The sequence below is a fragment of the Larkinella rosea genome, from assembly GCF_003858635.1.
Taxonomy (GTDB): Bacteria; Bacteroidota; Bacteroidia; order Cytophagales; family Spirosomataceae; genus Larkinella; species Larkinella rosea.
In genome coordinates, this window is sequence record NZ_RQJO01000017.1 from 273,535 (window position 1) to 288,219 (window position 14,685).

General features: G+C 52.2%; 7 protein-coding genes. 3 read left to right on the plus strand and 4 right to left on the minus strand.

Annotation, left to right across the window (positions count from 1 at the left end; all coding sequences use genetic code 11):
* Positions 1-6: 6 nt before the first annotated feature.
* Complete coding sequence (locus EHT25_RS32365) at positions 7-3,300, minus strand: VCBS repeat-containing protein (RefSeq protein ID WP_124879603.1); 3,294 nt, start codon at positions 3,298-3,300, stop codon at positions 7-9.
* A gap of 197 nt (positions 3,301-3,497) precedes the next feature.
* Here EHT25_RS32365 and EHT25_RS32370 point away from each other — a divergent pair, with 197 nt between their 5' ends.
* From EHT25_RS32370 to EHT25_RS32380, 3 genes are all read left to right on the plus strand, one after another.
* Entirely contained in the window at positions 3,498-4,580 is a 1,083-nt protein-coding gene (locus tag EHT25_RS32370; RefSeq protein ID WP_124879604.1) for a FecR family protein, read from the plus strand.
* A gap of 137 nt (positions 4,581-4,717) precedes the next feature.
* Positions 4,718-8,146, plus strand: coding sequence for a TonB-dependent receptor (locus EHT25_RS32375; RefSeq protein WP_185731561.1), 3,429 nt, complete (start codon positions 4,718-4,720; stop codon positions 8,144-8,146).
* A gap of 96 nt (positions 8,147-8,242) precedes the next feature.
* Complete coding sequence (locus EHT25_RS32380) at positions 8,243-9,712, plus strand: RagB/SusD family nutrient uptake outer membrane protein (RefSeq protein ID WP_124879606.1); 1,470 nt, start codon at positions 8,243-8,245, stop codon at positions 9,710-9,712.
* Between the two features lie 241 nt (positions 9,713-9,953).
* On the opposite strand, the gene EHT25_RS32385 is transcribed toward EHT25_RS32380, so the two are convergent.
* Genes EHT25_RS32385 through EHT25_RS32395 form a run of 3 tightly spaced genes read right to left on the minus strand, consistent with a single transcriptional unit; the run spans position 9,954 to position 14,685 of the window.
* Positions 9,954-11,159: a lanthionine synthetase C family protein gene (locus tag EHT25_RS32385; protein ID WP_124879607.1), complete on the minus strand. Its 1,206-nt coding sequence runs from the start codon at positions 11,157-11,159 to the stop codon at positions 9,954-9,956.
* 16 nt (positions 11,160-11,175) lie between these two features.
* On the minus strand, positions 11,176-12,447 hold the full coding sequence (locus tag EHT25_RS32390; protein ID WP_124879608.1) for an HlyD family secretion protein: 1,272 nt from the start codon (positions 12,445-12,447) through the stop codon (positions 11,176-11,178).
* Between the two features lie 3 nt (positions 12,448-12,450).
* Positions 12,451-14,685, minus strand: coding sequence for a peptidase domain-containing ABC transporter (locus tag EHT25_RS32395; RefSeq protein ID WP_124879609.1), 2,235 nt, complete (start codon positions 14,683-14,685; stop codon positions 12,451-12,453).

The window sequence follows — 14,685 nt, forward strand, 5'->3', positions numbered from 1 at the left end:
AAAACCTCACTTTTTTCGGAATACTTTCAAGGGTGCGTCGTTTTGAGAAACGACCAGCCACCGCCCCGATTTGGCCCGAAGACTAACAATGCCTTTGCAATTTCCATCGGCCAGAAAACCGGTTTTCTCAAAAAGCTGCGGAATGAAGCCAATCTTTCGATCACTCAGCAACACCAGCCCGACCGACGCATCCTGCTGACCCGCAACGGGTTCGGTGTCGTACGAATTGCCCACCAGCACCAGATCCGGACGTCCATCCCCATTCAGGTCGTCGGTTTCAATATCCGAAACGGGAGCCCATTGCGCCAGTGCAGGCAACGGTTTGATTTGGAATTGCCCCTTTCCCCGGTTTTCAATCCAGACGCTTTCCTGCCGATAGGCGCGTTTTACGGTTGCGGCTGCCCGTTCCTCCTGGCTGAGTACGTCTTTCAGTTCAGCACGGGCGTAGTCGGCATAGCGCACAAATTTTTTGCGCATCGATGGGATCTGTTTCATCATCAAATCACGGGGTGGAACGGGGTATTCTTTGCCATTCAGAAAATAGGAGGAAACCGCATCCAGCGTGCCATTGTGGTCGAAATCAGCGGCATAAACAGTCAGGGGTTCGGTGGGCGAGCACCGATAACGCGTATTCAATCCGGTATTTCCGACAACCAGATCCAGATCGCCGTCGCCGTCGAAATCGCCACTTTTGACGCAATTCCAGAAACCGTCCGATTGCGGCAAAACCGCCCGTCGACTCAATTTTCCCCGTTTATTCTGAAAAACAGTAATGGGCATCAACTCACCCACCACGATCAGTTCCGGCCAGGAATCGCCGTCCAGATCTGCCCAGACCGCGTCGGTAACCATCCCGACGGACTTCAAACCGGGTGCGACGGCATCCGCAACATCTTTGAAAATACCCTTGTCATTTTGCAACAGAAAACTTTCACCCGAAACCGGATACTGACCCGGAACCAGCCGCCCGCCCCGAAACAAATCCAGATCGCCATCGTGGTCGAAATCGGCCGCCCGCACACACGAACCGCTGCGCTGAATGACGGGCAATCGCTCCGGAGCCGCCGAAAAACCGCCTTTGCCGGTATTTAGATACAGCCGATCCTGCAAATAAACCGAGCGATCATCGAACTCATTGGAACCATTCACGATGTACAGATCCGAATCGCCGTCGCCGTCGGCATCAAAAAAGACCGCCCCCACATCTTCTTCCTGCTTCGGTCTGGATTCATCGGTATACGGTTTTTCGGTAAAACCGCTCGCTGTTTGAATGAACAATTTTCCGTAATGGCCGTATGATCCGCCGACAAAAAAATCGTCCAGCCCGTCGCCATTGACATCACCGGCTGCCAGTTTTGGCCCCTGCTGCGAAAATTTGTGCGGTAACAGAACTTCGGTTCCATAATCCAGAAAGTGTTCTTCTTTATGAATATAGTTTACCCCGCTTTTGGTGCTTACATCAACGAAAAGGCGGTTTTGAAGTGTTGAAACCGGTTTTTTGTAAGGCCTGGCTTTCTCATAAGCCAGGGTCAAAGTCTGGTTGGCGGCTACATGACGCAGCAATTCCCGTTTTCCGTCAGGCCAGACGATTTCCAGTGAATCCACCTGTTGATGATTTCCTAACCCGAAATGCAGTCGGTAATCGACCGACGAAGCGTAGCCCCGCGTGACAGCCTGAACCTGCTTTTGCTGTTTTCCTTTTGTAAAAACCGTTACCGTACTTCCCAAACCAAATCGGTTCTTTTCGGAACCGTTCAATTTTACGGTTAAATGATTGGCTTTCGGTGAGTTGTTCTGTAAAATAAATGCTTCCTCGTTGATGTTATTGACGACCAGATCGAGGTCGCCGTCGTTGTCCAGGTCCGCGTAGGAAGCCCCATTGGAGAGCGAGGTTTTGTCGCCAAACCAGGTCGCCGTAACATCGTCAAATGCATTATTTCCCCGGTTTCGGTAGAAAAAATTGACATTGTTCCAGGAAGGCATTTTAGCCGCCCGATCGATCGTCGATTGTCGGAAACTTTCCCGCGAGTGACCGGTTTGCCAGAGACTCACATTTTCAGTCACGAAATCCAGGTCCGTAATGTCGCGCAGGTAGCCGTTCGTAATGAACAGATCTTTGTAGCCGTCGTTGTCCAGATCGGCAAAGAGCGGTGCCCAGCTCCAGTCGGTCGCCGAAACGCCCGCAAACTGCCCGATCTCGGAAAAAAGTACCTGGCCATCCGGCGTTTTTCCCTGGTTGATGTGCAGCATATTCCGCATGAACTGGGGTTCGTAACCCGCCCGAAGCTCCATCGCAAATTGTTCGAAATGACCGGCGCCGGTCATTTTTTTGCGTTGAAAATTATCGGCGGGCAGCATATCGAGCGTCATCACGTCCAGCCGCCCATCGTTGTTGATGTCGGCCACGTCGTTGCCCATCGAAAACCGGCTCTGGTGTTTGAAATACGCTTTCGACGATTCCCGGAAACCGCCCGTTCCGGTATTGATGTAGAGATAATCGTTGTTCAGGAAGTCGTTCGACACCAGAATGTCTTCCCAGCCGTCGTCGTTCAGGTCGGCGATGGCAACGCCCAATCCCAGCCCGTCGTGCAGAATTCCGGCCTGACGGCTGATGTCCGTGAAGGTGCCATTGCCGTTGTTGCGGTAAAGTTTATCCGGCGAAAAACCGCTGCCGTCGCTGATGGCGGGTTCGATCTTGTTCGGATTCTGTACCAGGCCGGTCGTCGTGAGCAGAAAAGCGTCCAGGTCGCCGTCTTTATCGTAATCAAAAAAAGCCGCCTGGGTGGTGTAGGAAGTGTCGGCCAAACCGTATTGGGCCGCACTTTCTTTAAAGCGTACCGACCCACCGTTGCGATTGCCCTGGTTTATGAACAACTGGTTAGCTCGCTGTTTTCCTTCGTAATTCCCTGATTTACAAACGTAAATGTCCAGAAAGCCGTCGGCGTTGATATCCACCATCGTAACCCCAACCGACCAGCCGCCGGAGCGGATACCGGTTTTTTGGGTCACATCCTCAAACGTCAGATCACCTGTATTCAGGTAAATTTTATCGCCCGACTGGTTACCGGCAAAATACAGATCGGGCCGATTGTCGTTGTTCAGATCGCCCACGGCCACGCCCGCACCGTTGTAAACCAGATGATAATCGAACAGGTTATGCCGTTCGTCTTCCACCAGTTTGTTCTGAAAATCGACACCCGTATGGCTCGACGGCAACCGGGTAAACCGCTTTGGTTCGGTCGAATCGCAGCCGAATAAACCCACCAGAATCAACGAAATGAACAACAGAACAGACTTCATGAAAGGAGTAAAAAAGGATTTCGGGCAATCAGGAATCTTTTTATACGCAGATAGACGAAAGGAGCGTCCAGATACTCTAAAAATTCAGGAATTCGGCCATTCACCGGTTTTGGGGAAGGATTCAAAAAATAATTGAAAAAAGTAGGGTATCTGCCTGATGCCTTTGTCTATAGCCCAGTGAACCGGTCAATAAATCGATGCAACACTACCACTTGTACAACACGGAGGACTTCGTCTGGGATGATTTTTTCCGGAAGTGGGTACTTTCGCCAACGGCCGAATCGGACGCCGTCTGGACCAACTGGCTGAGCGAACATCCCGGCAAAGCGGATACGGTTCAGCAGGCGCGGGAACTGGTTCTGGCGTTGCAAGTCAAACAGCTTCCATTGAGCGAGACCGAACTGGAAGCATCGGTTCGGCAGATTGTGGGCCAGGTTACGGATGAACCGGTTTTGACCAGCCACGAAAATCGCTTTTGGCGCTACGGCTGGCTGGTGGCTGCTTCGCTCGTGTTGCTGGCCGGTCTGAGCTGGTGGCTGTGGACAACCACCAACCGCACACCGATCAATCCACCAACCGTATCGGCAAAACCGGGCCCCATATTGCTGGAACGAATGAATCAGAGCAATAAGGCGATGCTGGTGAGCCTGAGCGACGGCAGTGTGGTGGTGCTTCGGCCCAACAGCCGCATTCAGTTTCCGCCGGTTTTTTCCACCAACAAACGGGAAGTGCATTTATCCGGCGAAGCATTTTTTGAAGTAGCCCATAACCCAACCCGCCCGTTTTATGTGTTCGCCAATGAGGTGGTAACCAAAGTGTTAGGAACCAGTTTTTCGGTTCGGGCCTATCAGAATGAACGCGATGTTTCGGTGAAAGTCAGAACCGGACGCGTGGCGGTTTATGCACAAACCAGCCAGCCCAACCGCCCGACCGAGTCGAATGCTGTGGTTTTGAAAGCCCACCAGCAGGTGGCCTATTGGCGGAACAAAGCCCGGCTGGCGAAAGCGAGTCTGATCAAACCGACGAAGGAAGATGCCGATGCGGTTTTTCGCCGGTTTCAGTTTGAGGATACGCCCTTACCAGCCGTTCTTGAAAAACTGTCGATGGCGTATGGGGTGGAAATCATGTACGACAAAAATCTGCTGAAAGATTGTCCGCTAACCGCCCGGTTTTCCGACCAGTCACTTTACGAAATGCTCCAGTTCATTTGTACGGCGCTGGACGGGAGTTACACCGTGGAGGAAGGAATTATTACAATGGATTTGAAAGGCTGTCGATAGACACCAAAAGAGAAGGTCATCCATGTTGCAGCATGGATGACCGGAAATGCTCCCTTAAACCCGCAACTGATCCGGAAGATCGGGGTTTGGGGATGATTTTGCCGAATGTTTCAATTCAACCAAAACCCTTCAAATGTATGAAAGAATTCTTACTCAAGCGAACCCTGTCTCCCTGGACGATTATGCGAATAGGACTTTTACCGATATTACTGGTAATCTGGGGTTTGGGAACGGCTTTTGCGATTGACGGCAAGGCGCAGGATCTGCTCAGTCGTAAAGTGACGATTCGGGTAAAACAACTGGAAGTCAGGCGTATCTTTCAACAGATTGAGCAGCAGGCCGATGTGCAGTTTGTGTACAGTTCCCGGCTGATCCGGTCGCGGCACAAACTCACCTACGAAGCCGCCGACCAGCATCTGGAAAAAGTGCTTGCTGATTTACTAAAACCGCTCGGAGCCACGTACGAAGTGTCGGGCAAAACCATCATTCTGCGTCAGGAAAGCCATACCGGACCGCCAGAGAGCTTTTTGCCAGCTTTATCCACCGACGGAATGGTGGCTGAAATTCCCATTTCCGGCAAAGTCAGTGACGGGAAAGGAGAGGGGTTGCCCGGCGTCAGTGTGCTGATCAAAGGCACTTCGCGGGGGACGACGACCGATTCGCAGGGACAATACCGGGTCGTTGTGCCGGACAGCAAAGCCATTCTGGTGTTTAGTTATGTCGGCTACGTCTCGCAGGAGTTGACGGTAGGTGGGCAAAGTACCCTCAATCTGACGTTGGTGGAAGACAACAAAGCCCTGAACGAAGTGGTGGTGGTGGGCTACGGCGAGCAGAAGAAAAGCAACGTAACCGGTTCGATTGTTTCGATCAAAGCCACGGACATTACGAAAGTGCAGTCGCCGAGTTTTGAAAATGCGCTGCAGGGTAAAGTTCCGGGGGTGTATGTAACTACTAACGGCGGACAGCCCGGTGGCGGGATCAGCGTGCGGATTCGCGGTGTCGGAGCTATCAACAACAGTAACCCGCTTTACATTATCGACGGGGTACAGATTGGCGCGGGCGACAGTGAAAACTCGAATCCGCTGGCGACGATCAACTCCAACGATATTGAATCTATTGATATTCTGAAAGATGCGGCTTCGACGGCCATTTACGGAACCCGGGCGGCCAACGGCGTCGTATTGATTACGACCAAACGCGGCAATTCCGGAACGCCCCGCCTGAGCCTGACCACCTACCACGGGATTCAGAATCCGACCCGCAAATTACCCAATCCGATGAATGCGACGCAGTTCGGCCAGAATATGAATGCAGCCTTTACCGCAGCCGGACAACCCGCTCCCTTTGCCGACCCGACCACGCTGGGCGAAGGCACCAACTGGATCAAGGAGATGATGCGGCCCGGCAAAATTTCGGAATACCAGTTTTCGATTGCGGGTGGCGGAGCCAAAAATAAATACTTTGTTTCGGCTAACTATTTTACCAACGACGGGATGATGATCCGCACCTGGTTTGAACGGATGTCGGTACGGGTCAATACCGACAATCAGATTTCGGATAAAGTCAAAATCGGGAACAGCCTGTCCATTTCGCGGGTCAACCGCCGGGACAATGGGGCGGGAAACCGGCAGTTCATCGGCGGGGTGTTTACGAACATTTACCAGACATTGCCGACCATGCCGGTTTACAATGCCGATGGCAGTTTTGCGGGACCGACCGACAGCCGGTTTGAACGCCCGTCGAATCCGGTTTTTGACCAGCTTCGTCCCAAAATCGACAACGAAGAATACAACGTCATCGGAAATTTGTACGCCGAATACGAACCGATCAAACGGCTGATTTTCCGAACCAGTTTTTCGGCAAACGTCGGCAATGGTTCCAGTTACACCTTCAACCCGATCTGGACGGCCGGTTTGCTCAATTCGGCGGGGTTGTCGAACGTGAACGCCGGTTCGTCGCTGGGGCATCAGTGGACGTGGGAAAACACGCTGACCTACACCCGCGATTTTGGCAAACACAACCTGAATTTTCTGGTCGGGACCACCGCGCTGGATTACCGCGGGCGTAACGCCAATCAGAGTGCGTCGTACGACACCGATGCATTTCAGGAAATTACCAGTCAGGGCGCAAAGTCGATCAACACCAGCACGGGCTCGAGTCAGGAATCGCTGGCATCGGTTTTCGGACGGGTTGCCTACAGTTATGCCGACCGGTATTTGCTGACGGTGAACGTTCGGCAGGACGGTTCGTCGAAATTTGGAGCCAACAAAAAATACGGCGTTTTTCCCTCCGTATCCGGTGGCTGGCGGATTTCGGAAGAAGCCTTCTTTCCCAAAAACAACATTGTCAGCGACCTGAAATTGCGCGCGGGCTGGGGACAGGTTGGGTCGGATGCCATCGGTAACTTCCGGTATCTGGCGCGGGTTGGCAGCGGTTTTAACTACGCATTCGGCAACCAGACCGGGCAGTCGTCCATTGGAGCGGCTCTGGCCGATTTGGGCAATCCCGAAATCAAATGGGAAACCGTGACGGAATACAACATTGGTCTGGAATCCGGGTTGTTCAACAACAAACTGAGTTTCTCGGCGGAATATTTCAACCGGACCCGCACCGACATGCTGCTGACGCTGATTTTGCCGGGTGTTTCCGGTTTGCAGAGCACCGTTCGGAATGTCGGTAGTCTGACCAACAAAGGGCTTGAATTCAACCTCGGCTACCGGAGTTCGGTGGGAGCGGTTCGTTATAACCTGAGTGGAAACCTGACTACCTATAACAACAAAGTGGTTTCGCTGGGCGGCAGCACCGACATCATTGGATTGACCTATCCGGGTTCGGGTGCCATCACCATTATTCGGGAAGGCCAGCCGCTGGGCGTTTATTACGGTCTGATTTCAGAAGGTCTTTTCCAGACGCAGGAAGCCGTTGCCGCAGCCAATGCCATTGATGGCAATGCGGCCACGCCCTACCAGGCCGCCGGAACCGCGCCGGGCGATTTTAAGTACAAAGATTTGAACGGCGACGGAAAAATCAACGAATCCGACAAGACGATTATCGGGAATCCGACCCCCAAATTTACGTACGGTTTTGGCGGAGACGCGAGTTATAAGAACTTCGATCTGAGTCTTCAATTTTTCGGCGTGAGCGGCAATGACATTTTGAACCTGAACCGGACGAGCATCGAAAGTTCCGGCCGGGCCTGGAACAAAGTCGAGTCGGTAGTCAACGCCTGGCACGGAGAGGGAACGAGCAACAGCATTCCGCGGCCCATTCTGTCGGACCCGAATCTGAACAGCCGCGTGGCCAGTCACCTGGTGGAAAACGGGTCGTATTTGCGGCTGAAAAATATCCAGTTGGGCTATTCGATCAAGGGAGCGGGGCTGAAGAAACTGGGCGTGAGCAATGCGCGGGTATACATCGCCGTGCAGAACGCGTTCGTTCTCACCAAGTTCAGTGGTGTTGATCCGGAAGTGGGGCTCGACGATAACAACAGCGCCCGCGCCGGTATTTACAATGACCTGTATCCTCAGGCACGCACGTCATCACTCGGTTTAAAACTGGATTTTTAGCTATCAGACGTGAGACGCTAGAATAAAGAAAAACGACCTGTTCTTTCTTCTCTGCTCTTACTTCTTTTCTCTATATAACATCAATCATTTAAAGTCATGAAATACAGCATATTAACTCTCTTTTTGGCAGCCTTTCTTGTGATCGGCTGTAAAGAAGACTTCATTACCAAAGAATTTACGAACGGCGTTTCGGAGGAAAACTTTTTCAAGAACACCAAAGACGTCGAGCAGGCACTGACGGCGGTGTACGACGTCATTGGTCAGAAAGGCATTTACCGGGAATCGGTTTTCGTGCTGGGGAGTTGCCCATCCGACGACATCGACGAAAAAACCGGTGATACCGGCGACTACGGATTTCACTTCAAAAATGCCAGTGATTTCCGCTGGTTCCCCGATAATCCATTCTCCAAAGCACGCTGGTACGATGCTTATAAAGGCATTTTTCGGGCCAATACGTTTCTGGAGAAAGTACCGCCCGTGACGATGGACGAAACGCTGAAAAAGCAATACCTGGCCGAAGCCCGGTTTTTGCGCGCGGTTTATTACTGGAACCTGGTCATTACCTTTGGCGACGTGCCATTTTTTACCAAAGTATTGACGCAACCCGAATATGCTGACCTCGCCCGGACGGATAAAGCCGTCATTTACAAGCAGATCGAGGACGACATGAATGCGGCTATCCCGGATTTATTGGCCACCGCCAGCAACCCGGTTGGACGTGTCACGAAAGGAGCGGCCATGGGTTTTCTGGGCCGGATTTATCTGTACGAGAAAAAATGGCAGGAAGCTGCCGATATGGCCCAGAAAGTTATTGCATTGGGTCAATATCGGCTGGTTCCCAATTACATCTCGCTGTTTAATGGAAAGGCGGAAAACAGTTCCGAATCGTTGATGGATTTTCAGTCTGTCGGCTTTTCACCGGGTTATTTTAACGATGCATCCGAAAACTCGATTGCTGCCATGTGGAGCCCCACGATTGGCTGGGCCAACTGGTATACGCCGAGCGAGGAGTCCAAAACGCTGTTTGTGCCCGGCGACATCCGTCGGAAATCGGTCATGATTATGGGGGCTTCTCCCGCCGACTCGATCGACGTGGACGGAACCGGCCCCAAGGTGTTCCCAACCTTACCGATGCGCACGCAGTATTTCAATAACGCCAACGTCCGCAAGTTTTTACCCGACGGAAAGATCATGGCGCAGGTCGATAATTTTGACGTCAACTACCCGATTATCCGGTATGCCGAAGTGCTGCTGAACCATGCCGAAGCTCTTAATGAGCTGGGTCGTTCGGCGGATGCGCTGGCGTCGCTGAATCAGGTTCGGGCGCGGGCCAAAGTGGCTAATGTAACGGAAACGAATCAAGCCAGTCTGCGAACCATCATTCAGAATGAGCGCCGGGTCGAGCTGGTGTACGAAGGTCACCGGTTTTATGATCTGGCCCGCTGGGGACAACTGGAAGAAAAACTGAAGAAAAAAGGCTTCGTAAAAGGGCAGCACGAATACTGGCCCGTACCGACGGCAGAGCTGGATTTGATGAAGAAACTGACGCAGTATCCGGCGAAATAATTGATTATCGATCGCAGAATGACGAACCGACGGCGGGGATGGTCCCCGCCGTTATTTAGTAAAAAAGTGCAGATCGAATTAGATGGGTTGCTTGTCTGCCAAATGGCCTGTTTCCTGGTGACAGAAAACAAGACGAGGGAATTGGTGATTGATAGGCGATGGGTGCGGGATGTATTCGCCTTTTTAGCAGACTGGATTTTCCGGTCAGCGGCACTTGCGTTAGAAGTACATAAACCAGTGTCTACCGCATCAGAAACGCCCGCTCCCAGGCATTATCCGCGCCGAGTTGCGAGAGTAAAATCATCCCCACACTGGCTTCACCATCCAGAAAACTCAGGTCGCCACGGGTTGAAAGCGGAATGGCGGGGTGTGAACCGTCTTTTTCCATTGGCGGCAGTTCCTGATCGAGCGTAACCTGTAACCAGAACCGGGCGGTTTCGTCAAAAACCGGGTTCGGCTGTGAGTGCGCGAATTTTGAAAACAGGTGACCGATACCGCCCGAACCGTGGCAAAATGCCGTATCGGACACCAGTGTTTCTTTGCGGGTTCGGCGGGTGGCGGCTTTCAGCATGGTTTGTTCCGCAATCTGCTTCCAGCGGTTATTTTTAAGGATTTCGCCCGCCAGTTGAAACGTGTGGGCAATCCCTAAATCGCCGTAACACCACGCCATCCGGCTGAACTCGTTGCGCGGCTGGTCGTCAAACAACTGCCGGGGAAAAACCACCGGATGGTTCTCGTTCCGAACACTCCACAGCCACTGCAAACCGCCTTCGATCAGCCGGGCGCATGCGGATTGTGCATACCCATGTTGATACAGTAAACTCAGCAGGGCGACAATGCTGGCCGTTCCGTGCGACAACCCCAGGTTATACGAAACCGAGCGATCGTTCGGCTGGTCGAAATTCCGGAAATACCAGGTCATCGATCCGTCAATTTTTTTGATGGCAATTTTTTCGAGCTGATTGACGATTTCCGTCAAATAATAGACGATTTCGGGCGTTCGCGGACGTTCCAGAAAATACAGACAGGCTCCCAAACCGCCGTGCAGGTAATCGAAACTTCCGGCATACAGATCCTCCATCGACAACAGAAAAAGCGGTTCGTCGAGCGCGGCCACGATTTCGTGCGGATTATCCGAACCGTCGGCCAGAAAACCGTGGTTGTGCAGGTGTAGAAAACCCCAGGCAATGCCCGAAATACCACCGGCAAAGGTGTGGTCCACCTCGCCGGATTGGATAGCGTCCATACCCGCGCCGAGCCGTTCCCAGACGCGGCTGGTGTCGGTTAATCCGAAATGACGCTGGTAGTAACTCTCAAAAACCGCATAGCCGACCTGCCCCGATAACAGGGAGAAATTCCCGGCAATGGGCTCGGATGCAATCAGTTCATAAATCCGGTGGAGTTCCGTTTCCAGACGGGTGGGAGTATCGATCAAAAGCTGGTTCATGGGTGTGTATGTTGACTTATTCCGTCATCTGGGACGCTACTTTTTTGAAGTTCCGGAATGTGTACTCGTACAGGGTCCGTTCGTCAAAAATGATGTTGCAATGGCCCTGCATCCCGATCCGGACGCGTTTGGCGAGCCGCTGAAAATCGGTGAGGTGTACCTGAACATTGAACAATCCCTTTTCGTCGGGCGTGATCGAAACCTGACTCACCTGCCCGCGCACGGTTCCCCATTCATAAACCGGGTAAGCATCCAGTTTCAACACCACCGGCTGCCCAACTTTTACCTGTCCGATACGCGACGAATTGACTTGAGTATACGCGTAAAGCGGTGCATCCTGATAAATCATTTTAAGAACCATCGTGCCGGGTGCGGCCTCTTTTTCGCCGTCGAACACGAACGAAACCGTACCGGCCCGCTCCGCTTTCAGAATCAGGTGGTTACTAGGCGTTATTTCAAATTTGCCAAACCGCCCCTCGATGCGTTGGTGAACGGCATCCAGCGAACTACGGAGTTGGGCACCTTCGCCCCGAAAGTCGGTTTCTTTCTTCGTTAACTGTTTTTCCAGGCTCAGCATTTCCAGTCGTTTGGTCTCGATCTGCTGGCGCAACGAACGTTCTTCGTGTCCGAAATTCTGCGTACCGCTTTGGTAAGCCGCCTGCGCCCGCAGGAGCGTGGCTTCGTAGTTATTGAGGTCGTTTTTGCTGATGTCGCCGGTGCGGTACAACTCCTGATTGATTTTGAAAATGCGCTGCGCGTCGTCCTGCTCGAACTTCAGCTTGATCAGTTCCGACGCCCATTTGGCTTTTTGCACCTCGATCTGGGTTTCCTTCAACCGAATATCTTCGCGAATCTGGGCCGCCGTCAGCGCAATGATCTGGCGTTCCTTATCGGCCGAAACCGTGCGGTATTTCTCGTACTGACTGACGGCCGTGTTGGCGGAGGAGAAATCACTCACGAGCGCGGCCACATCCGGGGCGCTTACTTCGAGCAAAGGCGTTCCGGCCACTACGGTTTGACCCGGTTTGACGAAGGTTTTTTCCACGTAAATCGTCGAGGGAAACCGGTACATGTCTTCGGCTACTTCGGATTTGACCACGAACGGAACCGCGATCATATCCGGAAACCGAATCACGAAAGCCATGCCCGCACCAACCAGGGTCAGAATAACGGCAAACCAGCCCAGGCGGCTCAAAATCCGCTGACGCACGTCGGCAATCGGCGCATCATCGACGTGGTATAAATTCTCGTACTGGGTTACTTCCAGTTCTGCTAAAAGCGAATTCATGGGTTAATAGTCGATATACGTTTTGATGAAATCGTAGTAAAGGCCTTGTTTATCAATTAGTTCACCGTGGCTTCCCTGTTCGGCAATGGTGCCTTCGTCGAAGACCAGAATCCGGTCTACGTTTTTGAGCGTGTTCAGCCGGTGCGCAATCGAGATGATGGTTTTTCCTTTAAACCGCTCGTAAATGTTGTTCAGAATCCGGCGTTCGGTTTCCACATCCAGCGCGCTGCTGGCTTCGTCCAGAATGATAATGTCGGGTTGGTCGGCGACGAAAAGCCGCGCAAAACCGATTTTCAGCACCTGTCCGCCCGACAAATTGCTGCCAAAACTGCCGATCATGTGGTTGTAACCCAGGTGGTTCGACTTTACAAACTGGTGCAAATCCGCCAGTTGAGCGGCTTCCGCAATGCGGTCCATCGACGCCGACAGGTTGGCACAGCGGATGTTTTCCTTGATGGTATCGTTGAAAACGTAGGTATCCTGAGGAAAGAGATGAACGTGTTTCCGCAGCGTTTTCGGGTGAATGGTCCGCAGTTCGGCGTCGTCGCAGAAAATCTGGCCTTCGTAGTCGGGATAGAGGTTCATCAGGAGTTTGACGAAGGTGGATTTTCCCGTTCCGTTTCGACCCACAATCCCGATGCGCTCGCCCTGCCGGATTTCGCAATTCAGGTTTTTCAGGACATATTTAGCGTCTTTTTGCTGGTAGCGGAACGACACGTTGTTGAACCGGATCAACTTCCCCGAAAACCGGGAAACCTGCTTCTGCACGTCGGCGGCTTCTTCGTCTTCCAGAAAAATTTCGTTTACTTTCCCGAAACTGACACTCAATTGCGTCACCATCATCCACAACATACTGACGCTGTTGATGGAGTTCATCAGAATCATGAAAATGGCCGTAAACGCCATGTATTGCCCAATGGTCAGTTCGCCCGTAAAAATCTGGTAGGCACCCACCCAATACACTGCTATCTGGCTGAAAATGAAGATCAATCGCTGGATCGAATTGATCAAAATCTGCTTTTCCTCGTCGGCCATTACCGAGTTGATCGATTCGCGGTGCAGTTGTTTCCAGCGAACCAGCTTGTATTTTTCGAGCGACAGCAGCTTGACGGTTTTTATGCCTAAAACCGTATCCAGAAAACCGCCCAGCGACGCCTGATTTTTGTGGTAAACTTTCGAGCGCAGGTTTTTGATAACCGGAATGAAATACACCGTCGTCAGTCCGTAGGCCACGAAACAGACGAGCGCAATGGTCGCCAGTTGGGTGTTGAAACTGAACAGAATCGGGAAGTAGATCAGCATGAAAAACACGTCCAGAAACTGCTGGATGATGATTGGGTTGGTCAGCGCCCGGATGCCGATTCCCTCCTGAAACCGCGACATGAATTCTTCGCGTTTGCGGCTGTCGTAATACTTCTGTTTCAGCGAAATCAGCCGCTCGAAAAACTTCCCCATGAACTCCGTTTCGAAGCGAAACCGGTAGTGCATCATCAGCATGCTGCGCCCGTAAGTCAGGACCACCTGCACGACAAAAACCAGCATCAGACCGGCCAGAATCCCCACCAGCAGCTTTTTATTCTGGTTGATCAGCACGTTGTCGAGCATGGTTTGCGTAAACAGCGGTAACACTAGCCCGACCAGTTCCAGGATCAGCGAAAACAGGAAAATCTCAGCCAGCACACGCTTGCCTTCCTTCAGAATCGGGAAATACAATTGCCGGAAAACCGATGCTTTTCTGACCTTGTGTTCCTGAACGGCCTCCGTCAGTTCGGTGCTTTCGTAGAATTTCGGCGTCGGTTTCAGTTCCAGCACAATGCCGCTCCACTTATTGCAGAATTCTTCCTTCGAATACCGGGCTTTGCCAAACGCCGGGTCGGCCACCCGAACATACGTGTCCGTTGCTTCGTAAATAACCACAAAATGCTGGCCTTCGTAGTGGGCGATGCACGGCAGTTGAATTTTCTGCAAATACGGATAATCCAGTTCGTAGCCTTCCGCCTGGAAACCGAAACTTTCCGAAACTTCCATCAGGTCGTACAAACTGCTGCCTTCGGTATTGACTTCGGCCAGTTTGGTCAGTTGATGGCGTACATCCGCCGAACCGTAATGCCGGAAAACCATCGCCAGACAGGTGGGGCCGCAGTCCATTCCGGCGCTCTGGTCGAGGTGCGGAAACCGGTCTGTCAGCGCATAAGGGCTCATTTTTCCTCCGAAGATGGATTTCAAAACGTTCTTCAT